Genomic DNA, 23,322 nt, shown 5'->3' on the forward strand with positions numbered 1-23,322 from the left:
CCTTACTTGACGGCGCCCACGGCGATCCCACGGGTGAGGGTCCGCTGGAAGACGAGGAAGAAGACGATGGCGGGCAGCACGCCCAGCAGCGCGGCGGCGTTCGTCATCGTGGCGTCCATCAGGCGCTGGCCCTGGAGCACGCCGAGCGCCACCGACACGGTCTGGTTGTCATTGGAGATCAGCATGACCAGGGGCAGCAGGAACTCGTTCCAGGTCCAGATGAAGAAGAAGACCAGCAGTACGCCGATGGTCGGGCGGCTGACGGGAACCACGATCCGCCACAGCACCTGCCACTTGTTCGCCCCGTCGATCTTGGCGGCCTCGATGATCTCGCGCGGGAACTGGCCGAGTACGGCGGACAGGAGATACGTACCGAACGCGGCCTGGATCACGGTGAAGACGATGATCACGCTCAACCGGGTGTCGTACAGGCCGGCTTCCTTGCTCAGGTAGTAGACCGGGTAGACCAGCGCCTCCTGCGGCAGCATGTTCGCCAGGACGAAGAAGGCGAGCACCCAGGTGCGGCCCTTGATGCGGCCGACGCCGATCGCGTACGCGTTCAGCACGGACAGGACGACGGCCAGGAGGGCCACGCTGCCACTGATCAGTACGGAGTTCACGAGCTTCTGGCCGAAGTCGACGCGCTCCCAGAAGTCCTTCAGGCCGTCCAGGTAGACGCCCTCGGGGAGGCTGAGCGGGCCGTTCGCCGAGTACTCGGCGGGCGACTTCACCGCGTTGACCGTGACGATCAGAAAGGGCAGGACCATGAACAGGGCCCCGATGATCAGGGCGACGAGGACGGGATAGCGGCCGACGACGGAGCGGACGGGCGGGCGTGACTTGGTGCGTACGGCTTGTACGGCTGTCATGTGCGGAGCCCTTCCTCGGCGTCCTCGGCGCGGGTCTGGAGCTTGAGGCCGATGAGCGCCAGCACGAGGATGACCACGGTCAGCACGGTCGAGATCGCAGCGCCGTAGCCGACCTGGGTCTTCTCGAAGAAGGTGGTGAAGGAGAAGTAGGAGGGGACGTTGGTCGCACCGCCGGGCCCGCCCTTCGTGAGGACGTACACCGCGCCGAAGACCTTGAGCGCGGCGATGGTGCACCAGAGGAGGACGACGTGGATCTCGGGCCGGATCTGGGGGAGGGTGACGTGCCAGAACCGCCGCCACCAGCCGGCGCCGTCCAGCTCGGCGGCCTCGTACAGCTGCGGGTCCACGCGTTGCAACCCCGCCATGAAGATGACCAGCGGGAAGCCGATCTGCACCCACACCATCACGCCCATCACGCTGTAGAGCGCGATGTCGGGGTCGCCGAGCCAGTCCTGCTGGAGGCCGCCGAGCCCGATGGCCTTCAGGAGTTCGTTCAGGGAGCCGTTCTCCGGCGCGAGGATCCAGCTCCACACGATGCCCGCGACCGCGATCGGCAGGACCTGCGGGAGATAGAAGCAGGCGCGGAGCACGGCGACCGTCTTCGTCCCGAAGTGCTTGCCGACGAAGTCGAACAGGGCGGCCGCGAGAACTAGCCCCATCACCGTCGGTACCGCCGCCATCGCCACGACCATGAAGAGGCTGTGCCGGAAGGACGCCCAGAACTCCGAGTCGCCCATCAGCTCCCTGTAGTTGGCGAGCCCGGCCCACTTCGGAGTGCCGACGCCCTGCCACTCGGTGAAACTCACGCCCGTGTTCATCAGGAACGGCACGATGATGATCGCGAAGAAGGCGAGGATCCCCGGGAGCAGGAACAGGGTGTACGAGTCCCGGGGGCGGCGCGGGCCCTTCGCGTGCTGATGCTTCTCGGTGACCCGGCCGCCCCGTGCTCCCCGTTCGACGGTGACCGTCACGTCTTCGGCGCGCCCTTGTCGTACGCCTCCTGGACCGCGTCCAGGTAGGCCTCCGGTTTCGCGCTCCCCGTGATCAGCTTCTGCGTCTCGGAGACGAGGACGTCGTAGAAACCGGGAACGGGCCAGTCCGGGTAGAAGGCCAGGCCGTCCCTCTCGGAGAGCGTGTTGAAGTTGGCGATGAGCGCCTTGGCCTGCGGGTCGGTGATGCCGGCGGGGTCGGCCGCCACGGGGACGCCGCCCTTGTTGCCGAGCAGGTTCTGGATCTTCTTCGACATGGTGATGTCGATGAAGTCGTACGCCAGCTCCTTGTTCTTGGCGCCCTTGGGGACGACCCAGAGGTTGCCGCCGGAGCCGGCGGTCATGTCCGAGTCCGGCCAGAGGAAGGTGCCCCAGTCGAACGTGTTCTCCGCGGCGAACCGGCCGTACCACCAGCTGCCGGAGAACAGGATCGGGCTCTTGCCCTGGATGAAGGAGACCCCGGCGTCCTCCGCCTTCGTACCGCTGGACTTCTTGCTGATGTATCCCTTCTTCACCCAGTCCGCGAAGGTCTCGGCGCCGTAGGTCCAGGCGGCGTCGTGGAAGTCGGTCTTGCCCTTGTAGAGCTGGTACGAGTCGACCCACGCGCGGTCGGCCTTCGACAGCGCGAGCTGGTAGAGGTACTGCCCGGCCATGTACTCGGCGCCCGCGTTGGCGAGCGGGGTGATGCCCTCGTCGACGAACTTGTCCATGGCGGCGGTGAGTTCGTCGAACGTGGTGGGTTCCTGGATCCCGTACTTCTTGAAGAGATCCTTGTTGTAGAACACCATCGTGTACTCGGCGTAGTTGGGGATTCCGTACCACTTTCCGGAACCCATCACGCCGTTGGTGTCGTACTGGCTGGTCGTCCGCACCCCGGAGCTGAGCTTCTTGTCCCAGCCCCGCTTGGTGGCCTCGGCGGACAGATCGGTCAGGAGCCCCTGCTTGGAGAGGAGTCCCGCCGTCGCGTTGCCCTTGTTGTACTCCATGAGGTCGGGTGCGTCGTCCGAGTTGAGGACCATCGGGGCGGTCTTCTGGATCTGTTCGAAGCCCTTCTCCTCGAACTCCACCTTGACCCCCGGATGGGTCTTCTCGAACTCCTTGATGGCCGCGTTCCAAGCCACGCCCATCGCGCTGTCCGGTCCCTCGTAGTGCCACAGTTTCAGCGTCTTGCCGTCTGATCCGCCACTGTCCGAGTCGCCGCAGGAGGCCAGGAGCAGAGCCCCGCTCAGAACCGCCGCAGCGGTCGCCACCACACGCCTTCGTGCCGTCAACATCCAGTGCCTCCAGGGGAGTCGGATGGCTCACTGTCCCGGTGAGTCGTGCTCGTCACGCTCGTCGTGGGGGCGTCACGCAGGGTTCATCGAATCGTTTCGATGCGGGACGTCGAAGCGCTTCGACGGAGGAAGGTATGTGGGGGCCGGGAGCGCGTCAATGGGGCGCGTCGGAATTGGGACGAGTGTTCGCGCGTCGGACGCGGTGTCCGTCAGCAGACGTGATCCAGTCGCCGGTCCCATGCCTCCACCGGAGCCGGACCACCTTGGGGGAGCTGTGCCCCGGTCGTGCGCGGCGGCGTTTGCCGGCAGCCCGGCCGTCCAGGCGCACCAGCAGGTGTGCCCCGACCGGCGCCGGCCGGCCCAGTTCCCGCCCACGGGCGTGTGTGTGAGCGCTATGTGAGGGCGAACGCGGCCGGCGCGGCCCGCAGCATGCCGACGTCGACCGCGCCACGCAAACACAGAGCCCCCGTCAGCAGACCGACGGGGACTCATGAACGATCGACGCTCGTGTTCTTGGATTTCGGCTACTTGCGTTCGAAGGACCAGATTGTGCTGCTGTCGGTCGAGCGACCACCGCCACCAACGCCGCTCATGATGGCATCGATAATGCCCTGCTGGGTCACCGCATGGGAACGTCGGTTGAACAGCCCGAACCCGTACCGTCCGGTTTCGCCGTTGTCCCAGTAGACCGGGGCCGCTCCGTACTTCTTGGCGGTGGACGCGACGGCGCGCATGTAGTCCGCGCGATACCTGGAGTTCGATGAATCGAACGATGACTTGTCGATCGCACCGTACTCACCGACGACTACCGGGTATCCCCGCACGACGAATTTGTCGTACATCTTCTTCAACTGCGCGTCCAGGTAGTCCTCCTGTCCCCAGGTCGACGTCTTTGACGGATTAGTCGCTGCTCGTCCCCATTGCGTGATGGTGCCGCTTTCCTCTCCGGCGAAGTCCCACGGGTCGTAGTGGTGAACGGAGATCATGATGCGCTGTTCATTACTGGGGATGGAGGGGGAGCGGTATTGGTCGGTCGGCAGCACGAAGCCGTAGTTCCCTGCGGTGTACTCGATGTTCGTGTTCCAGCCGGGAACGAGCAGCCACCTTGAACCGTTGTTCCCGCCGGTCCTCCGCACGGTGTCAACGAAGATCTGGTTGTAGCTGTTGATGTTCGAGTAGCACGGCTGGGTGGGGCGGCCGAATTGCCCGTCGAAGTTCTCGTTCATGGACTCCAGGATCAGGCGCTGGTCGTAGTTCTGGAACCTGGTCGCGATCTGTTGCCAGACCTTCTGGTACTTGGCCCTGATCGCCGTCTGGTTGGACGAGTCACAGATCAGCCAGGAGCCGTAGATGGTCTTGTAGCCGTCGCCGTGCATGTTGATCAGCACGTACAGGCCACGGTTGTAGGCGTAGTTGACGACTTCCTGGATCCTGTTCAGCCAGGCGGCGTTGATCGTGTAGTCCGGGCCGGGGCCTATGTGCCGCAGATACGAGACCGGGATTCGTATTGTTTTGAAGCCTGCGGACTTCACCTTGTCGATGAGGGCCTGCGTGATAACCGGCTGGCCCCATGCAGTTTCGCTGGGATATCCGTTGGAGTTGGCCTCCATCTGGTTCCCCAGGTTCCAGCCGGCGCCCATGTCGGCGACGATCTGCGAGGCGTTCAGCTGTGTCGTGGTGTCGGCCGATGCCTGGTTCGTCAGGCCGGCGAAAGATGCGACGACCGCCAACACAACGGCAAGCAAAATGGCTCTGATCTTCCCCACTTGTGAAACCATGGGTATTTCCTCTCTTCTGGTTCTGAGGGGGTCAAAACCAGGTAGATCCACCCGCCCGGGCGCCGTGGCGGTGGTCATGGCATGGCCGTACGCCCCCGGTGGTCATGAGTGGGAAGCGCTGGCGCAGGCACGGAGCGGTTCGGCGGACTCGGCGACGCGACCACTGTGCCGTGCCACAGGTCCCCCTTTGGTCCTGGGGGACATGAGGCTGCCATCGAATCGAGCGGCCTGAGTCGCCGGCCTCTTTCGAAGTGTGGCCCCGCATCGAGTCTGTGAATGTACGCGGTCAAACACGTGCCGATGATGTAAGCGCATGCTGAGGATCGTTTCAAGTGTTGCGCGCGAACCAGTGTGAACGTGCACAGTGTGTCGAGGCTCCGGAACATCATCATCGAGCGGTCGCGGCCGCCCGTGGCACTTGCAACGAGGGCGGCAGGCGACATCCCTCTGTTACTCGGCAGTATGCTTCACTCAGCGTCCGACCGGGCGCCGAAATGTCAGTCAGGTCAGCTCAGGGTGTGCGTGCCCTGGTGCGAGGTGGCCGTCGGAGACATCGGCGGGCAGGGTGGCGGCGGCCGACGCCCAGGTCACGTCCGTGCTTCAGGCCGGGCCGTTACAGTGGGACCGCCCATTCGACGCGTCGGAGCAGACCTTGGCGAACCTGTCTCACCTCGAGGAGATCTTCTCCGGCGACGGCACCAGGCCGATGCGGTTGCCGCGCTGGCAGGACGGCGGTTCACCAGCGGGTTTGGCGGTCACTTTGGTCGCTGACTACACGTTTCCGGCTCGGGCCTGGTTGCCGGCGGCGGCGATCGTGGCGTTGCTGGGGGAGTTCGACGTGGCCGCGGGTGCCGCCCGTACGACGATCAGCAGGCTGGCGCGTCGGGGGGTGCTGGAGGGCAGTCGGCAGGGGCGGTACAGCTCGTACCGGCTGACGCGGGAGGCCGCTGTCGATCTGTGGAGCGGCGGTGGCTCCATCGCGACGTTCACCACGCAGCCCGACTCATGGGACGGATGGTGGACCCTGGTCGCCTTCTCGGTGCCGGAGCAGGACAGCACGCGTCGGCGTGCGCTGCGCACGGCGCTGCGGTGGCGGGGGTTCGCTCCGCTGTACGACGCGGTCTGGGCGTCGCCGCACCCGCTCACCCCCAAGGGGCGTGCCGAGCTGGCCGACTTGGCGCTGGGGTCGGTGAGCGTGTTCCGCGCGCGGCAGGTGGATCTCGAGACGGAGGCCAACCGCAACCCGGTCGAGGCGTGGGACCTGCCCGGCATCGCCGCCCAGTACGAGATCTTCATCCGGCGGTGGAGCGGCCTGCTGCCCCGTATCAGCGCTGGTGAAGTCACCGGCGCGGCGGCGGTGCGAGCCCGTACCGAGGTGATGAACACCTACCGCCACTTCCCGGTGCTGGACCCCCTGCTGCCCATCGATCTGCTGCCGGCCGACTGGCCTCGGCCCCGGGCGAGGGAAGTGTGCGTCGCGGTGTACGACGGTCTGGCCCACCCGGCCCAGGAACACGTCCGATCGGTGGCGGCCCGGTCCGCGGACGGTCCGCACCTCGGCATCAGTGCCCACACGATCGCCGGCATGAGTGCTGGTATCGGTCACAGCGACGGCTGACGGCCCGGCGGTCCGACCCTGAGTTCAGAGGGATTTGGGTCGCAGAGATTGACAGATGTGAGTCCGATGGTGACTCTTTCTGTTATTCGAGAGAGGTGTGGGAGCGTTCACAGTCATGTGGTCGCAGAGAGCAGATCGCATGCACGCCCCTCGCCGCCTCGGGCTTTTGTACCTCCGCATCAGTGATGACAGGAGGCTTCTCCATGCGTGAGTTACGACTGGTGCTCGCCCAAGGGCGTCATCAACGACCAGGTGGCTGCCTTCGCGTGGATCACGAAGCGGTGGATGACCGGGAGCGACGGCAGCAGGGCGCTGGGCGGGCGGAGCATCATCGACGTGAACGTCCCCTGTCGTCCTGTGCCTGGCCGGGGGGCTTCAACGGGAGCGCGTCGGCGGCAACGCCGAGCATCCTCAACAACGCCGCACCCTGTTCAACCAGAGCAGCCGTTCGCGATGTCTGTTCGGTCACCACCGGAGCGATCAAGAGGTGGGCCGCTCGCTCGGAAGGTGGTGCACGCGCCCATGGCAGTGTCACGAAGGCGGCTTCTGGCGCTGGGCGCCGGAGCGGCCGCCGGAGGGTTCGGGCCGACCGGCTGCGGGTCGCAGCGCACCCTCGGCGACCCGGATGAGATCACGCTGTGGACCTGGGACCGGTCGGTGAGCGACGAGCTGGTCGCCCGGGCCGAGACGAAGGGCATTCCCGGGGCCGAGGGCTTCCGACTCAGCCGCACCAACATCGGCGGCCACTTCAACACCAAGGTGCGTACCGCGCTCGCCGGTAAGTCCCTGGTGCCGGACATCATCGGCATCAACTCCGACGTGGCCACCTACTTCCCCAACCAGGACGTGTTCGTCGACCTGAACGACTTCGGTGCGGCCGAGCTGAAGAGCCGGTACCTGGACTGGAAGTGGAACGAGTGCGTCACGCCCGAGGGCCGGATGATCGCGTTCCCCATGGACACCGGCCCCACCGGGCTGTTCTACCGCACCGACCTGCTCAAGGAAGCCGGGATCACCACCGACCCGAAGGAGCTCGCCGCCCGGGCCCCGGACTGGGACGGATTCATCGCCCTGGGCAAGGAGCTGCGGAAGTCCCAGGAGCGCGCGGTGATCTGCCCCAACATCCACCACGTCTGGAGCATCCGGCTCGGCCAGCTGGCCGGCAAGTTCATGACCCAGGACGGCCGGTACATCGGCGACCGGGACGAGCTGCGCGAGGCATTCGAACTGGCCTACCGGATCGGCAGGGACGGCCTGTCGGCCGGCGCCCCGGAGGGCTCCACCGACTTGTACGGCGTGGTCACCAGCGGCCGCCAGCCGGTCGGCATCGGCGCGGTGTGGTGGGGCCTCGCCTTCCCGGAGTCGGCCGCGCCGAAGACCGAGGGCAAGTGGCGGGTGACCGACCCGCCCGGCGGTGCCGGCAACGTCGGCGGCTCCTTCCTGGCGATCACCAAGTACTCCAAGAACCCCGAGGCGGCCTACAAGTTCATCACCTGGCTGCAGTCTCCGGAGAACCAGGTCAAGGCGTTCACGGAGATGTCGCTGTTCCCGTCCTCTCCGCGCTCCTTCACGAGGCCGGAGATGCGTGAGCCTCGGCCCTTCTACGGCGGGCAGCGCACCATCGAGGTGTTCGGCCCGTCGGCGCGGCAGGTCAGGACCGTCTACAAGAGCCCGTACGACCGGGTGATGGACCCCGTCTTCGCCGCCGAGCTCGCCAACGTGGAGTCCGGTAAGAACGTCGACACGGCATGGAGGGACGCCCAGGACACCATCGAGCGCGAGCTGACCCGCGAGGGGGCGATCTGAATGGGCCTCGCCGATGCGCCGCGCGGGAAGGCCGTCAAGCCGCGCGGGAGCGCCGCCAAGCCGCCGCCGGACGGGTCCAGACCGCTGCCCGGCTGGCGCCGCTACTGGCCGATGTACACGGCGGTGTCCCCCTTCTTCATCCTCTTCGCCGTCTTCGGCGTCTTCCCGGTCGGCTTCTCCGTCTACCTGTCGTTCATGTCGTGGGACGGCATCGGAGAGACGCGGTCGATCGGCTGGGACAACTACGCGTACCTGGTGACCGACTCCGACTTCTGGCAGTCGATCGGCAACACCCTGATCATCTGGATCCTGTCCACCGTCCCGATGGTCTTCCTGGCGCTGGTCATCGCCTACGCGCTGCACACCGCCGTGCGGTTCAAGGCGTTCTACCGGGTGGCCTACTTCGTCCCGAACATCACCTCGATCGTGGCGATGACCCTGGTGCTCGGCTCGGTCTTCAGCGACAGCTCCGGGCTGCTCAACAGCGCGCTGAGGGCGATCAACTCCGGCGGGGTCGGCTGGCTGTCCGACCCGTGGGCGATGAAGGTCTCCGTGGCGGCGATCACCATCTGGCGGTGGGTCGGCTACAACGCCATCATCTGCCTGGCCGGCCTGCAGGCCATCTCCAGCGACGTGTTCGAGGCGGCCAAGGTCGACGGCGCCAACAACCGCCAGACCTTCTTCCGGATCACCCTCCCCATGCTCCGCCCGGTGATCCTGTTCGTCGCCGTCACCTCCACCATCGGCGGCCTGCAACTGTTCACCGAGCCGCAGGTGCTGTTCCCGGTGGACGACAACGGGAACGTCGGCGGGCCCGGCGGCGAGGCCACCACCATCGTGCTCTACCTGTACCAGCAGGCGTTCGTCTTCAACCGGTTCGGCTACGGCGCGGCCGTCGGCTGGGCGCTGTTCCTCCTGATCGCGGTGTTCTCCGTCATCAACTGGCGGCTGATCGGCGGCCGCGACGAGGACGCGATCGGCACCGGCAAGCGGAAGGGGAAGTCACGTGCGCGCTGAGACGGCCGCCAGGTCGCGGACGATCGTGGGCCACGCCGTGCTCCTGCTGGGCGTGCTGATCACGATCTTCCCGTTCTACTGGATGTTCGTGATGGCCTCGAACACCACCGGGGACATCTTCGCCTACCCGCCCGAGCTGGTCCCCGGCCCCCACCTGTGGGAGAACATGAACAAGGTGTTCGACGGGATCGACTTCTGGGGGTCGATGGGCATCACCGTCGTGGCCGCCACATCCGTGACGTTCCTGGTGCTGCTCTTCGACTCGCTGGCCGCCTTCGCCTTCGCCAAGTACGACTTCCCCGGGCGGAGGGTGCTGTTCTGGATCGTGCTGGCCACCTTCATGATCCCGATGCAGCTGGCGCTGGTGCCGCAGTTCGTCACCCTGGCCTGGCTCGGCTGGGTCGGTTCGCTCAAGGCACTGATCATCCCCGGTGCGGCCAACGCGTTCGGGATCTTCTGGATGCGGCAGTACGCGCAGGGGGCGATCGCCGACGAGCTGATCCAGGCGTCGAGGGTCGACGGTGCCGGGTTCTTCCGCCAGTGGTGGACGGTGGGGCTGCCGGTGCTCCGCCCGGGGCTGGCGTTCCTGGGGATCTTCACCTTCTTCCACATCTGGAACGACTACCTGTGGCCCCTGATCGTGATGACCGACCCGGGCAAGGTGACGCTCCAGGTGGCCGTGCAGCAGCTGAACGGCGTCTACACCACCGACCAGTCGATGGTCATCGCCGGAGCGCTCATGTCGGTGATCCCGCTGATCGGGGTCTTCCTGATCGGCTCGCGCCACTTCATCGCCAACCTGGCCGCCGGCGCCATGAAGTTCTGAAACAGCACGCGCCTGTTCGGCGCCTTTCGAAAAGCAGTCTCCGCACCTGCGTCGAGTTCTTAGGGCAGGCACGAGCCCTGCCCCTGCACGGGAGGATCCATGAAACAGTCCATCAAGGTCTCGTTAGCCGGGGCCACAGCCGTACTCCTGTCCGCCGCGGCCACGACGCTCGGAGTCGACGCGGGTGCCGCGACGCCGACGGACGGCGTCGCGGCGGCGGCCGCCAGACCGATGGAGAACCTCGGCCGCGGTGTCGTGGCCGTGCGGTCGGGCAACACCAGTGTTCTCGTCTCCTGGCGGCTGCTGGGACTCGATCCGGACGGCATCGGGTTCAACGTCTACCGGTCCACTGCCGGAGGCCAGGAGGTCAAGCTCAACTCCGCGGTCCTGACCCAAGGCACCAACTTCACCGACTCGACCGCCGACTTGACCCGGTCGAACAGCTACCGGGTACGGCCCGTGATCAACGGCGCGGAGCAGCCACCGAGCGGCGCCTTCACCCTGACCGCCAACCACGCCGTCGAGCCGGCCGTTCGCGTACCGCTGCGCGCCGGTGGCCCGGTGAAGTTCGTCTGGGTCGGCGACCTCGACGGCGACGGTGAGTACGACTTCGTCCTGGATCGCCAGACATCGCCGCAGACACTCGAGGCCTACCGGCGCGACGGGCAGCTCCTCTGGTCGGTCAACATGGGCCCGAACAGCACCAACCAGAACAACATCGAAGGCGGATCGTCCACCATCGACGTCGGCCACAACGACGGCGTGACCGTCTACGACTTCGACAGCGACGGCCGCGCCGAGGTCGCCGTGCGGATCGCGGGCGGTGTCCGCTTCGGCAACGGCACCACCTTCACCCACAGCGACAACAACCGCCAGTTCATCGCGATCCTCGACGGCATGACCGGGGCGCCCCGCGCGACCGCTCCCGTGCCGACGGACTACCTGGCGGACGGCCCGATGTACGCCCGGTTCGGTGTGGGCTACCTCGACGGTTCCCGGCCCAGTCTGGTCGCCTTCATGAAGAACCGGAGGGGCAACGGGGCGTTCAACCTCATGATGGGCGCCTGGCAGTTCACCGGCCAGTCCCTGACCCAGCAGTGGAAGTGGCTGCGCGGCAACCAGAACACACCCGACGGGCACAACACCCGCGCCATCGACGTCGACGGCGACGGGACCGACGAGGTCGCCGAGATCGGGTTCGTGCTCAACGGCAACGGCACCCTGCGGTACTCCCTGGGCCCGGCGGGCGTCATCCACGGCGACCGCTTCCACATCGCCAAGATGGACCCCAACCGCCCGGGCTTGCAGGGCTATGGCGTCCAGCAGGACAACCCCAGCGGTCTGCGCGAGTACTACTACGACGCCACCAACGGCTCCATCATCTGGCGACACACCGCGTCCGGCACCGCCGACGTGGGACGCGGCATGGCCGGCGACATCGACCCACGGTTCCCCGGCATGGAGGTCTGGTCCTTCTCAGGCCTCTACAACGCACCCGCCAACCGCCTCACCGAACCGAACACCTCGCTGCGTCCCTGGCCGCAGCTGGGCCTGTGGTGGGACGGCGACCTCACGATGGAGCTGCTCAACGACGGCAAGTTCGAGAAGTGGGACCCGAACAACCCCAAGCCCAGCAACAGCCTGACACGGCTGCTCACCACCTCGAACTACGGAGCGGTCGACGCGAGCCAGGACGTCCAGCCCACCTTCTACGGCGACATACTCGGCGACTGGCGTGAGGAAGCCGTGTACACCAACGCGAGCCACAACCAGCTGATCATCTTCACCACCGATCGCCCGACGAGCACACGGCTGTACACGCTCGCGCACAACCCCGCCTACCGCAACGCCATGACGTTCAAGGGATACATGCAGTCCCACCACGTCGACTACTTCCTCGGCGCCGGCATGACCCGGCCACCGCGGCCGAACATCACCTACTCCGGGAGCTGAGGCTGTGAGAACCGCGAAGTTCGCCACCCCTGTCCTCCTGCTCTCGGTGGTCACGGCGAGCTCCATCGCCATGGCCCCCGGCTCGGCGTCCGCGAGCGGTGCGGCGGCCGGAAACACCTACTACGTCGCCCCGAACGGGAATGACGGCGCAGCGGGTACGCAGGCCGCTCCGTGGGCATCGATCGCCCGCGCACAGGCCGTCGCCAAGGCGGGTGACACGGTCTATTTCCGGGGCGGCACCTACGCCTACACCCGTGCGAACAGCACCTGTTCGAGCCAGACCGCCAGAGTCGACGCGATCACCCTGGACAAGAGCGGCAGCTCGGGCAACCCGATCCGGTACTCGGCCCAGCCGGGCGAGAAACCGGTCTTCGACTTCTCGCGGATGACGGACAACTGCCGCATCAAGGGCTTCAACGTCACCGGCAGCTGGATCCACCTCAAAGGACTGGAAGTCAAGGGCGTTCCCCAGAACAACAACCGGAACGCCGAGTCCTGGGGGATCTGGGTCTCCGGCAGCAACAACGTCTTCGAGCAGATCAACACCCACCACATGGGAACCGGCCTGTTCGTCAACGGCGGGGGCGGCAACCTCGTCCTCAACTCGGACTCGCATGACAACTACGACCCACGCAGCAGCGACGGTCCCGGCGAAAACGCCGACGGGTTCGGTTCGCACTACACGCCGGCCGGCCGCGCCGCGAACGTGTTCCGGGGCTGTCGCGCGTGGTGGAACGCCGATGACGGGTTCGACCTCATCTCCACCTACTCGCCCGTGACCATCGAGAACTCGTGGGCCTGGCGCAACGGGTACGTGCCGGGGACGACGACGCCCTCCGGCAACGGAGCCGGCTTCAAGTCGGGCGGCTACGGCGGCGACTACGAAGCCAACGCGCCCAAGCACACCGTCCGCTTCTCGGTGGCGTTCCTCAACAAGGCGGCCGGCTTCTACGCCAACCACCACCCGGTGGCCAACGACTTCTTCAACAACACCGGCTACGGAAACAACCCCAACTTCAACATGCGTGGCGTCGACTCGAGCGGCGCCGCCGTCGGCCGGGGCAACCTGCGCAACAACATCGCCTACACCGGAACGCCGACGTCGTACATGACCGGAACGAACGCGGCGTACAACTCCTGGAACCTCGGCGTCCCGCTGTCGGACTCCCAGTTCCGGAGTGTGTCGACGTCCGGCTGGGACGCGCCCCGTCAGACCGACGGGAGCCTGCCGGTGCTGCCCCACCTCCGTCTCGCGGCGAACAGCGCCCTGATCGACAAGGGCACCGGCGTGGGACTGCCCTTCAGTGGAAGCGCGCCGGACCTCGGCGCCTTTGAGAACGATGGAAGGTGACATCTTGAGGCAAAGAACGTCTATCGGTACGAGGTACTGGAAATTGGCCGCCGCCGCGTTGTTGTCCGTGGCGTTAGCGGCACCCCTCTCGGCGAGCACCGCTGCCGCAGAGACACCGGCAACGGAGACGTCGGCCACGAAGACATCGGTCACGGCGCTCCAGGACCAGGGTGCCGCTGCTGGACCGGCGAAAGATCGCGGCCTCGAGTACCTGGTGTCCGACTATCAGACCCGCACTCCGTCGAAGTACACGGCCGGCTCCTGGAAACCCTTCGCCAAGGCGTTGAGGACCGCGACCGATGTCGCCGGCGACACGTCGGCCACCACGTCGGAGGTCGCCGACGCGAAGACGGCCCTGATGACCGCCGCCGCCGATCTGAAGGCCGCCGACGAGGGCACGTTCCAGACCATCACGAACAACACCTTCTGGAACGACACCAGCGGCAACCCCATTTATTCGCAGGGCGGTGGGGTCTTCAAGTTCGGCGACACCTACTACTGGTACGGCGTGCACTACACCGGCGCCGAGCTCTACCGGGCCAATCCGACGAGGAAGTACGACGGCAACGTCAGCTTCGTCTCGATCCCCGTGTACTCGTCCAAGGACCTGGTGAACTGGAAGTTCGAGAACCGCGTCGCGACGCGCTCCACCGGCGTGGGCAGCGGCGCCAACCTGGGTGGTGCGGGCTGGGTCGGGCGGCTCGGCGTCTCGTACAACGAGAACACCGGCAAGTACGTGCTCGCCGTGCAGATGTGGCACACGGGCAGGGGCGGGCACGGCGTTCTGCTGCTGCAGGGCGACTCACCCACCGACACCTTCGACTACGGCTACTTCCAGACCCAGATCACCAACTCGCCCACGACCGGCACCGGGGATCAGACCGTCTTCACCGACGACAACGGCAAGGACTACCTGATCTTCTCCAACCGCGAAGGACGGTCGCGCGGCTTCGTGGCCAAGTTCCGGGAGTCCGACTCGCTGCGGATCGAGCCAGGCGTGGAGATCCGCCGCGGCGACGGTCGCGAGGGCAACGCCATGTTCAAGCTCGACGGCAAGTACTACCACGCGGCGTCGGACCTGCACGGCTGGAACACCTCGGTCAACTACGTCAATGAGTCGACCAGCAGCAACGTTCAGGGCTCGTACAGCAGCGAGTACGTCCTTCCCGGCACCGAGATGGACTACAGCCACGTGACCCAGACCGGGTTCTTCGTGACGGTCAAGGGCACCAAGCAGAACACGGTCATCTACGCCGGCGACCGCTGGGCCGACTTCGCCTGGAACGGCATCGGGTACAACCAGTGGGTGCCGATCACCAAGACCGGCGCGAGGCCGCAGTTCCACTCGGTGAGCCAGTGGCAGTTCAACGTCACGACCGGCGAGTGGCGCGTCGGGCCGGCGAACAACTACATCCTCAACCCCGACATCCAGGCCGACCGCATCATCGTCTCCAGTGTGCGCGGATGGCGGAACCTCGGCGGTTCGGTGACCAACGTCAACGGTGGTGCGAACGGGTCTCGCTTCGCCCTCCAGGTGAGCAACAGCGGCGGCGTCGAGCAGCGGATCGAGTCGGTGCCCACAGGCACCTACACCCTGTCCCTGCACGCTCGGGGCAGCGCCGGACAGGTCGTGATCACCGGAGCCAACGGCAGCCAACGCACCCTCAGCATCCCGTCGTCGAGCGGCTGGGCCAAGCGCGAGCTCACCGGCATAGCGCTGCCCAGCGGCGCCGCCACCGTCACCGTGCGGGCGTCGGGTTCGGGCGGCGTCACCGTCGACCAACTCTCACTGGTCAAGACCTCTGCCGACGCGCCAGTGGGACAGCGTTACGAGGCAGAGACCGCGCCGGCGGTGTGTGAGGGCACGATCGACTCGAACCAAGCGGGCTTTTCCGGTAGCGGGTTCTGCAACGGCACTGCCGCTGCGGGGGCCTTCGCGCAGTTCACGGTGACCCCGGCGGCCGCCGGCACGGCGACGGTGGCGGTCCGGTTCGCCAATGGCTCCACTAGCGGTGCGAGGCCGGCGAACCTGATCGTCAACGGATCCACGGTGGGGACCGTTTCGTTCGAGCCCACCGGTGCGTGGACGACGTGGACGACCAAGACCGTGACCGTCCCGCTGAACGCCGGCAGCAACACCATCCGGTTGGATCCGACCACGGCAGCCGGACTGCCCAACGTCGACTACCTCGATGTCGGTGCCGCGACTCGCTGACATCCCACGCTCTGCCGGTCTCTTCGACCGGCAGAGCGCGCAGGGTCGCGTCCTTGAGACCACGACACCGGCGAAACGGCACTTGCCGCAAGTACGTCACATCGTCAGGAGAAGCACATGAGCAGCAAGCGTCTGCCCCGTGTCGTCGCGGGCACGACGACGTTGGTCACCATGGTGTCCGCGACGTTACTCATGGTGCCCGCACCGGCCCATGCGACCTTCGGAACCGCGGACATCAAGCCGATCGAAAGCAATATCGCTGCCAAGCCCTGGGCCTCGGCGACGGCCAGTAACGGCTCGTCGAACGCCGGGCTGGCCATCGACGGCGACCCGACGACGTCCTGGCAACCCGGTCGTGCCGGCGCCCGGCAGTGGCTCACCGTCGACCTCGGTGGAACCTACGACAACCTGCGCAAGGTCAAGGTGATGTTCCCCGACCGTGGCGTGACCTATCGGTACGTCGTCGAGGCTTCATCCGACGGTCGCCGGTGGAAGACCATCACCGACAGGTCCCACAACCGAGCCGTGTCACGAGGGGAAGTACACCTGTTCACCCGGCCGGCAACGCGCTTCGTCCGGCTGATGTTCACAGGCGTGCCGGACCGTGCCCGGGCTGGTGTCAGCGAGCTCCAGGTCTTCAACTACCTGCGCAACGACCTCACCCTCGGCGCCGATCTGTCCTGGATGGACGACGTCCAGGACCAGCAGTACTGGGTCGACCCCCTGGCCGAAGACCGCGGCGCCGGACCGCACCTGCTCGACGTGGCCAAGGATCGGGGCATGCAGCACACCCGGCTGCGGATCTTCAACGAGCCGCGCAGCGAGAGCACCGGTCAACCGACGCCGATACCGCGCCAGGGCCCGGAGCGTTCACTGGTCTCAGCGAAGTCGATCAAGCAGCGGGGCATGGGCCTGGGTATCGACTTCCACTACGCGGACTCATGGGCGGACCCGAGCAAGCAACCGAAACCACGTGCATGGGCCGGGTTGGAGTTCGCGGACCTGTCCCAGGCCGTGTACGACTTCACCGCCGACTATCTGGACCGGTTGATCCAGCAGGGCACCACGCCGGAGAAGGTGGCCGTCGGTAACGAGATCATCAACGGTTTCATGTACGGCAGCGAGGCGGCCCACATCGGCACGACGAGTCCGCCGTATTTCGTCGACCAGGCCGATATCTACCAGTCGAAGCCCGGCGGTGGCCTGCTGTGGAAGTACTGGCGGTCAACGGACCCGGTGGAGCAGAAGCTCTACGACCAGGCGTGGGACCGGTTCACCACCCTGGCCGCGGCCGGGATCAAGGCCGTCCGCGACGCGTCACCGACATCCAAGGTCGAGATACACGTCATCGTCGACAAGGACAAGCTCGCCAAAACCATGGAGTTCTGGCACCAGTTCCTCACCCGGGTGAAGGCGAAGGGTCAGAACCCTGATGTGCTGGCCATCTCGTACTACCCGGAGTGGCACGGTACGCCCGAGGCGCTGGATCGCAACCTGAACACCATGGCCACCACCTATCCCGGCTACGAGATCGACATCGCGGAAACCGCCTATCCCGCCTCGGGCGGCGACGGCTCGCCGTTGCCCAACTCACCGTTCCCGCGAACCATTCAGGGCCAGGCGGACGCTGTCCGGAGGGTGTTCCAGGCCGCCAACGACGTGGTCGACAACCGAGGTTCAGGTGTGCTGGTGTGGGAGCCGGCCGGCTACCAGCCGATGTTCCGGGCCGTGCCCGGACTGGCGAACACGTGGGAGCCGCACGCGTCCATCAACGTCTTCAACGCCAGCCGCGCCAAGCACATCCTCCAGGACACCGTCCACACCGCCACCGTGGTGGGAGCCGCCCCGAAGCTGCCTTCCTCCATCCACATGCTCACCACCGCCAACAACAGGATCACCCGTGTCCCCGTCCGCTGGCAGCCGTTGCCACCTGGCGCGACCGACAGGCCGGGTGAGGTGACAGTCACCGGGATGACCGACACAGGACCGGTCACGGCGGTCATCGACGTCGTTCCCAGCGCGGCGCACACGACTTGACCACCTCAAGGAGTCATCCATGACCATGCAACGACGGACATTCCTCAGCATGAGCGCGGCCGGAGCGACGGGCGTGGGCCTGTCCCTGCTCGGCGCAGGACAGGCACCGGCCGCCGCCGGGCCGCTGGACACGGCGCCGACCACGCCGTTCGCGGTCGGCGTGCGCCGGTACAACTGGACCCGCGGCAGCCGCCCGTGCACCACCTACGTCTACTACCCGGCCACCGGTACCCCCGGCGGCAACCCGGTGACGGACGCCCCGGTCGCAGGCGGTGTCTTCCCCGTCTACAACTTCACCCACGGCTACGGAAGCAGCCCGCAGAACTCCCTGTTCATCATCCGGGCCCTGGCCTCGGCGGGCTTCGTCGTCCCCGCCCCGCACTTCACCCACAACTTCAATGACGTCAACAACGGCAACACCTCCAAGGACGTCTCGCAGATCCTCACCAACACCCTCGCGCTCAACGCGAGCGGTCCGCTGGCCGGGCACATCAACACCGGCATCGGCGTCGGCGTCTCGGGCCACTCCCTGGGCGGCATGGTGACCCACGGTCTGCTGACCTCGTGGCCCGACCGCCGGATCATCTCCGCCAACCCCCAGTCCTGCGTGGACATGGGCAACCCGTCCAGTTCGGTCTCCGCCAAGGTCCTGTTCGTGCACGGCGACCGGGACTCGACCACGCAGTACTCCTCGGCCCGGCAGGCGTACAAGGAGATTGCCTGGCCCAAGGCGTTCCTCACCTTCGTCGGTGGCAGCCACACCAGCTTCTGGAGCGACCAGCGCTTCCCGAGGACCGTCGTCGACTGGGCCCGCTGGACCATGTACGGCGACACCGCCGCACGGGACCGTCTCCCGGCTGACGCGGCCGGGTCCAACACCAGGTGGGAATCCGTGCTGGGCGATTCGCCCGGCGGCCCGGGCCCCTACACCCTGCTGGCCCAGCACAGCGGCAAGGCCGCCGAGATCAACGGGGCCTCCACCGCCGCCGGCGCGCGGCTCGTCCAGCGGACCACCAATAGCCGCCCCAACCAGCAGTTCGAGTTCGTCGAGGCCGGCAACGGCCACGTCCGCGTCAAGGCACTGCACAGTGGCCTGTTCCTCCAACCCACGGGCACCGCGACCGGCGCGGACGTCGTCCAACAGGCCGACACCGGCGCCACCGGTCAGCAGTGGCGCGTGGTCGACCACGGCAGTGGCGTGATCAGCCTCGTCAACCGGGAGTCCGGCCTGGCGATGGATGTCTGGGAGTACTCGACCGTCGACGGCGCCCGCATCTCCCAGTGGACCTACACCGGCAACCCCAACCAGCGCTTCACCCGCCGCCGCGTCTGACCCGGGGCCTGTCGGGGCACCGCTCGGGCAACAGGGCGGGCGGTGCCCCGACATGGCGCAGACAACCCTTCGCGACCACATGGGACGGGCCTTTCCACGATCCGACCTCACCGCGACGTTCATGCAGACGCCGCACCGCGTTCGTCCTCGTCGGCGCAATGATCGCGGACCCGATCGCGCACCCGGGCCAGCAGGGCGCCAGGCGTGCGGCGCCGCCGTCGATCTCGTAGAAGGGGGTGCCGGGGGATGAGCGCCGAGCCCATGAAGCTGTGCAGGAAAGCGAGCGGCAGCCGGGACGTGCGATTTTCCAGGGTGCCGAGCAGGTCGATCGTGGGGCGGGGCGGTCCAGGAGGCGCTCGGGTTCGGCCCGGGTGCCCGAGCGGACGGAGAGGGCGGTGGCGTCACGCCGGTTGCCAGATCCGGGCGAGCGTCGAGGTGGTGAGCACCTGCTCGGGGCGCCCCTGTCCTGCCAGGTGACCGTCGCGGAGCAGGAGGCAGGCATCCGCCGAGCGTGCGGCCTCCAGGTCGTGCGTGGCCTGGACGACGGTCACCCCGTCGGCGGCCAGCTCCGTCAGCAGCACCCCGATCCGCTCCCGTGCCTCGGGGTCGAGTCCCGTGGTCGGTTCGTCCAGCAGCAGCAGATCCGACTCCTGGGCGAGCCCTTGGGCGATCAGGGTGCGCTGCCTCTGCCCGCCGGACAGCTCCCCGAGTTGCCGGGTGGCGAGGCCGGCGATGCCCAGGCGCTCCATGGCCGTGTCCACGGTGGCGTGGTCCTGCCGGGTCAGCCGTCGCCACGGTCCGCGTTCGCCCCAGCGCCCCATCTCCACCGTCTGCCTGACCGTCAGCGGCAGTGCGTCCCCGAGGGCGCCGCGCTGCGGGACGAACGCCGGTGGCCGGCCGCCGGCGTGGTGGAGCTCGCCTGATGTGGGTGGGATCACTCCGGCCAGGACTCCGAGCAGCGTGGACTTCCCGCTCCCGTTCGGACCGACGAGCGCGGTGGCGGCCAACGCCGGTATCTCCAGGTCAAGTTGTTGCAGGACGGGACGGCCCGGGTAACCGGCGCAGAGCCCGGTGAGGCGGACGCGGGGCGTTCTGCCCGCGGCTTGAGGAAAAGAGGAGGATGTTTTGAACATGATTTTCATTGTAGTGTCCATCGCATGGAGTGGTTGACAGGTCCCTTCGAGGTGACCTTTGTGCAACGGGCCCTGTGGGGCGGGATGCTGGTGTCGGTGATCTGCGCCCTGGCCGGCACCTGGGTGGTGCTCAGGGGGATGGCGTTCCTGGGCGACGCCATGTCCCACGGGCTGTTGCCCGGAGTCGCGCTCGCCGCGCTGCTCGGTGGCAACCTGCTGGTCGGAGCGCTGCTGAGCGCGGTCGTCATGACCGCCGGTGTCACCGTCCTCGGCCGCACTCCGAGGCTGTCCCAGGACACCGGCATCGGCCTGCTCTTCGTGGGGATGCTGTCCCTCGGTGTCATCATCGTGTCGCGCTCGCAGTCCTTCGCGGTCGACCTGACCGGGTTCCTCTTCGGTGACGTCCTCGCCGTCCGTGAGCAGGACCTGGTGTTGCTGGGCGTGGCGCTGCTGCTGGCCCTGGTCGTCTCCGTTCTCGGCCATCGGGCCTTCCTCGCCCTGGCCTTCGACCCGCGCAAGGCCCGCACGCTCGGCCTGCGTCCCCGCCTCGCCCACGCCGTGCTGCTCGGCCTGCTCGCGCTGGCCATCGTCGCCTCCTTCCACATCGTCGGGACACTGCTGGTCCTGGGCCTGCTCATCGCCCCGCCGGCGGCCGCGCTGCCCTGGGCGCGCAGTGTGCGAGGTGTCATGGCCCTCGCGGCGCTGCTCGGCATCACCGCCACCTTCTGCGGCCTGCTGTTGTCCTGGCACCTGAGCACCGCGGCCGGGGCGACCGTCTCGGCCCTCGCGGTGAGCCTGTTCTTCCTCTCCCACCTGGCATCCGGTCTCCGCCACCACCGCCGTGCGCGCCTCGTCGGCGTTCACGCCGCGGCAACCGACTGAAAGAACCCGAGGCGATCCCTTTGTTCGTCCGAAGAAACGTCATTCCCTGGGCGCCTGCCGCGCTCGTGGCCGTCTCCCTGGTCACCACGAGCTGCGCGGGCCAGAACGACGACGTGTCCGCCCCGAAGTCCACCGCCCCGGCATCCGCTCCGCACGGATACGTCGAAGGGGCACAGGAGAAGGCCGAGCAGCAGTCGCGGTTGCTGCTCAACGACCCGCAGACCGGAGACACCCGGGTTCTCGACCTGATCACCGGGAAGGCGCAGGAGGTGTCCCGGACGACGGGCGCCACCGAACTCACCACGGACGGCCGGTTCGGCTACTTCCACACCTCAGACGGCACGCACGTCCTCGACGGCGGCGCCTGGACGGTGGATCACGGCGACCACGTCCACTACTACCGCGCGGCCATACGCGACGTGGGCCGGCTGCCCGCGGGCCCCGGCACTCGCGTCCGCAGCGACGCCGCGGTGACCGCGGTGACCGACGAGGACGGCCGCGCCGGGATCTACCGTCGGGCCGAACTGGAGAAGGGCAAGGTGGGCACGCCCCGCGCGCTTCCCGGGACGCACGCGGGAGTTGTCGTGCCGTACGCGGAGCACCTGCTCAGCCTCACGGACAACGGGCGGGACGCCGCGAAGCTCGCGGTGTACGACCGCGAGGGCAAGCGCGTCGCGTCGCCGGACGCGGCGTGCGAGGACCCGAGGGGCGACGCCGTCACCCGGCGCGGAGTGGTCCTGGGCTGCGCCGACGGCGCCCTGCTCGTCCATGAGGCCGACGGCGCGTTCACGGCTCGGGAGATCCCGTACGGCGACGACGTACCCGCCGAGGAACGGGCCACGGCCTTCCGGCACCGGCCCGGCAGCGACACGCTCACGGCGCCGGCCGGTGACCGGGCGGTGTGGGTCCTGGACGTCACCGAGCGCACGTGGAAACGGGTGAGGACCGGTCCCGTCGTCTCGGCCAGCACAGCGGGCGAGGGTTCCGTCCTGATCGTCCTTGAGACCGACGGATCGCTCCACGGCTACGACATCGCCACCGGCAAGCAGGTCTCCCGGACGAAGCCGCTCCTGACGGGAGCCTCCGCCGCCGGTACCGACGGGAACGCGGGACCGGTCATCGAGGTCGACCGCAGCCGTGCCTACCTCAACGATCCCAAGGGCAAACGCGTGCACGAGATCGACTACAACGACAACCTGCGCGTCGCGCGCACTTTCGACCTGGACATCGAGCCGGCCCTGATGGCGGAGACCGGACGATGACGACAAGGACGCGAGGAGCGCGGCGGCTGCGCGCCCTGCTGCCGGCCCTGCTCACCCTCGTCCTGGCCGGTGCGGCGACCGCCTGCACGAGCGGCGACGACCAGCCCCGGGTCGTGGTGACGACCAACATCCTGGGCGACATCACCCGGGAGATCGTCGGCGACGAGGCCGGCGTCACCGTGCTGATGAAGCCGAACGCCGACCCGCACTCCTTCGGCCTGTCGGCCGTGCAGGCCGCCGAACTGGAGCGCGCGGACCTCGTGGTGTTCAACGGGCTGGGCCTGGAGGAGAACGTCCTGCGGCACGTGGAGGCGGCCCGCGAGTCGGGGGTGGCCACCTTCGAGGCCGGCAAGGCGGTGGACCCCCTCACCTTCCAGGCGCAGGACGACGGGGGACCCGCGGAGGAGGCCGGGCAGCCCGATCCGCACTTCTGGACCGACCCCGACCGTGTGCGCAAGGCCGTCGGCCTGATCGCCGACCAGGTGGTCGAGCACGTGCACGGCGTCGACGAGAAGGCCGTCCGCGCCAACGCCGACCGCTACGAGGGCCAACTCGCCGACCTCACCACCTGGATGGAGAAGTCCTTCGGCCGCATCCCCGAACAGCGGCGCGCGTTGGTGACCAACCACCACGTCTTCGGTTACCTAGCCGAACGCTTCCGCTTCCGGGTGGTCGGCGCGGTGATCCCGAGCGGTACGACGCTGGCCTCGCCCAGCTCCTCCGACCTGCGCTCGCTCACCGAGGCCATGCGCAAGGCAGGCGTACGCACGGTCTTCGCCGACTCCTCCCAGCCCAAGCGGCTGGCCGAGGTCCTGCGCACGGAGATGGGCAGCCGGACGAGTGTCGTCGAGCTCTACTCCGAATCCCTGACCGAGAAGGGCAAGGGCGCCGGCACCTACCTGCAGATGATGCGCGCCAACACCACCGCCATGACCGACGGCCTGACCGGCGCCTGAACCCGCCCCCTCACGTGGCTCCC

General features: G+C 67.5%; 16 protein-coding genes and 2 pseudogenes. 13 read left to right on the forward strand and 5 right to left on the reverse strand.

What is annotated here, in order from left to right; all coding sequences use genetic code 11:
* Window positions 1–2 precede the first annotated feature (2 nt).
* The 4 genes from HDA41_RS38305 to HDA41_RS38320 form a co-directional block, all read right to left on the reverse strand.
* A complete protein-coding gene (locus tag HDA41_RS38305) occupies window positions 3–869 on the reverse strand; it encodes a carbohydrate ABC transporter permease (RefSeq protein WP_184992334.1) in 867 nt (288 codons plus the stop codon).
* Window positions 866–1,840 carry a carbohydrate ABC transporter permease gene (locus HDA41_RS38310; protein WP_184992336.1) on the reverse strand — a complete coding sequence of 325 codons (975 nt, stop codon included), beginning with the start codon at window positions 1,838–1,840 and terminating at the stop codon, window positions 866–868. Before HDA41_RS38310 ends, HDA41_RS38305 begins: the two co-directional genes overlap by 4 nt.
* On the reverse strand, window positions 1,837–3,132 hold the full coding sequence (locus tag HDA41_RS38315; RefSeq protein WP_184992341.1) for an ABC transporter substrate-binding protein: 1,296 nt from the start codon (window positions 3,130–3,132) through the stop codon (window positions 1,837–1,839). The genes HDA41_RS38310 and HDA41_RS38315 overlap by 4 nt, the downstream gene beginning before the upstream one ends.
* 524 nt (window positions 3,133–3,656) lie before the next feature.
* On the reverse strand, window positions 3,657–4,988 hold the full coding sequence (locus HDA41_RS38320) for a glycoside hydrolase family 5 protein (RefSeq protein ID WP_230299714.1): 1,332 nt from the start codon (window positions 4,986–4,988) through the stop codon (window positions 3,657–3,659).
* A 574-nt stretch (window positions 4,989–5,562) separates the two neighbouring features.
* Between HDA41_RS38320 and HDA41_RS38325 the strand changes: the two genes are divergently transcribed.
* From HDA41_RS38325 to HDA41_RS38365, 10 genes and pseudogenes are all read left to right on the forward strand, one after another.
* Complete coding sequence (locus HDA41_RS38325) at window positions 5,563–6,528, forward strand: PaaX family transcriptional regulator (RefSeq protein WP_184992342.1); 966 nt, start codon at window positions 5,563–5,565, stop codon at window positions 6,526–6,528.
* A 522-nt stretch (window positions 6,529–7,050) separates the two neighbouring features.
* On the forward strand, window positions 7,051–8,334 hold the full coding sequence (locus HDA41_RS38330) for an ABC transporter substrate-binding protein (RefSeq protein ID WP_184992343.1): 1,284 nt from the start codon (window positions 7,051–7,053) through the stop codon (window positions 8,332–8,334).
* On the forward strand, window positions 8,335–9,351 hold the full coding sequence (locus HDA41_RS38335; RefSeq protein ID WP_184992344.1) for a carbohydrate ABC transporter permease: 1,017 nt from the start codon (window positions 8,335–8,337) through the stop codon (window positions 9,349–9,351). It begins immediately after the preceding gene.
* On the forward strand, window positions 9,341–10,177 hold the full coding sequence (locus HDA41_RS38340; RefSeq protein ID WP_184992345.1) for a carbohydrate ABC transporter permease: 837 nt from the start codon (window positions 9,341–9,343) through the stop codon (window positions 10,175–10,177). Before HDA41_RS38335 ends, HDA41_RS38340 begins: the two co-directional genes overlap by 11 nt.
* Before the next feature lie 99 nt (window positions 10,178–10,276).
* Window positions 10,277–12,130, forward strand: coding sequence for a rhamnogalacturonan lyase family protein (locus HDA41_RS38345; protein WP_184992346.1), 1,854 nt, complete (start codon window positions 10,277–10,279; stop codon window positions 12,128–12,130).
* Between the two features lie 4 nt (window positions 12,131–12,134).
* Window positions 12,135–13,481 carry a right-handed parallel beta-helix repeat-containing protein gene (locus HDA41_RS38350; RefSeq protein ID WP_230299715.1) on the forward strand — a complete coding sequence of 449 codons (1,347 nt, stop codon included), beginning with the start codon at window positions 12,135–12,137 and terminating at the stop codon, window positions 13,479–13,481.
* Between the two features lie 358 nt (window positions 13,482–13,839).
* Window positions 13,840–14,697: pseudogene (locus HDA41_RS42910) on the forward strand (family 43 glycosylhydrolase); the annotation flags it as partial.
* A gap of 573 nt (window positions 14,698–15,270) precedes the next feature.
* Window positions 15,271–15,675, forward strand: a pseudogene (locus tag HDA41_RS42915) (carbohydrate-binding protein); the annotation flags it as partial.
* Between the two features lie 138 nt (window positions 15,676–15,813).
* Complete coding sequence (locus tag HDA41_RS38360; protein ID WP_184992347.1) at window positions 15,814–17,733, forward strand: glycosyl hydrolase 53 family protein; 1,920 nt, start codon at window positions 15,814–15,816, stop codon at window positions 17,731–17,733.
* A 19-nt stretch (window positions 17,734–17,752) separates the two neighbouring features.
* Window positions 17,753–19,066: an RICIN domain-containing protein gene (locus HDA41_RS38365; protein ID WP_184992348.1), complete on the forward strand. Its 1,314-nt coding sequence runs from the start codon at window positions 17,753–17,755 to the stop codon at window positions 19,064–19,066.
* Window positions 19,067–19,467: 401 nt separating this feature from the next.
* Here HDA41_RS38365 and aztA read toward each other — a convergent pair whose 3' ends face one another.
* A complete protein-coding gene (gene aztA / locus HDA41_RS38370) occupies window positions 19,468–20,208 on the reverse strand; it encodes a zinc ABC transporter ATP-binding protein AztA (protein WP_184992350.1) in 741 nt (246 codons plus the stop codon).
* Between the two features lie 15 nt (window positions 20,209–20,223).
* On the opposite strand from aztA, the gene aztB reads away from it, so the two are divergent.
* The 3 genes from aztB to aztC are packed head-to-tail and all read left to right on the forward strand — an operon-like array spanning window position 20,224 to window position 23,299.
* A complete protein-coding gene (gene aztB, locus HDA41_RS38375; protein WP_184992352.1) occupies window positions 20,224–21,081 on the forward strand; it encodes a zinc ABC transporter permease AztB in 858 nt (285 codons plus the stop codon).
* Window positions 21,082–21,101: 20 nt separating this feature from the next.
* Complete coding sequence (locus tag HDA41_RS38380) at window positions 21,102–22,343, forward strand: PQQ-binding-like beta-propeller repeat protein (protein WP_184992354.1); 1,242 nt, start codon at window positions 21,102–21,104, stop codon at window positions 22,341–22,343.
* The gene (aztC, locus tag HDA41_RS38385) at window positions 22,340–23,299 is read left to right on the forward strand and encodes a zinc ABC transporter substrate-binding protein AztC (protein WP_184992356.1); all 960 of its coding nucleotides are present in this window, start codon (window positions 22,340–22,342) and stop codon (window positions 23,297–23,299) included. The genes HDA41_RS38380 and aztC overlap by 4 nt, the downstream gene beginning before the upstream one ends.
* Window positions 23,300–23,322: the final 23 nt, after the last annotated feature.

Origin of the sequence: Streptomyces caelestis (genome assembly GCF_014205255.1) — a bacterium.
GTDB lineage: Bacteria > Actinomycetota > Actinomycetes > Streptomycetales > Streptomycetaceae > Streptomyces > Streptomyces caelestis.

Coding starts and splice junctions, on each gene's coding strand:
- aztA (WP_184992350.1), bottom strand. CDS start 20,208: ATGAAAATCATGTTCAAAACATCCTCCTCTTTTCCTCAAGCCGCGGGC.
- HDA41_RS38320 (WP_230299714.1), bottom strand. CDS start 4,988: ATGACCACCGCCACGGCGCCCGGGCGGGTGGATCTACCTGGTTTTGAC.
- HDA41_RS38330 (WP_184992343.1), top strand. CDS start 7,051: ATGGCAGTGTCACGAAGGCGGCTTCTGGCGCTGGGCGCCGGAGCGGCC.
- HDA41_RS38365 (WP_184992348.1), top strand. CDS start 17,753: ATGACCATGCAACGACGGACATTCCTCAGCATGAGCGCGGCCGGAGCG.
- HDA41_RS38345 (WP_184992346.1), top strand. CDS start 10,277: ATGAAACAGTCCATCAAGGTCTCGTTAGCCGGGGCCACAGCCGTACTC.
- aztB (WP_184992352.1), top strand. CDS start 20,224: ATGGAGTGGTTGACAGGTCCCTTCGAGGTGACCTTTGTGCAACGGGCC.
- HDA41_RS38315 (WP_184992341.1), bottom strand. CDS start 3,132: ATGTTGACGGCACGAAGGCGTGTGGTGGCGACCGCTGCGGCGGTTCTG.
- HDA41_RS38305 (WP_184992334.1), bottom strand. CDS start 869: ATGACAGCCGTACAAGCCGTACGCACCAAGTCACGCCCGCCCGTCCGC.
- HDA41_RS38360 (WP_184992347.1), top strand. CDS start 15,814: ATGAGCAGCAAGCGTCTGCCCCGTGTCGTCGCGGGCACGACGACGTTG.
- HDA41_RS38335 (WP_184992344.1), top strand. CDS start 8,335: ATGGGCCTCGCCGATGCGCCGCGCGGGAAGGCCGTCAAGCCGCGCGGG.
- aztC (WP_184992356.1), top strand. CDS start 22,340: ATGACGACAAGGACGCGAGGAGCGCGGCGGCTGCGCGCCCTGCTGCCG.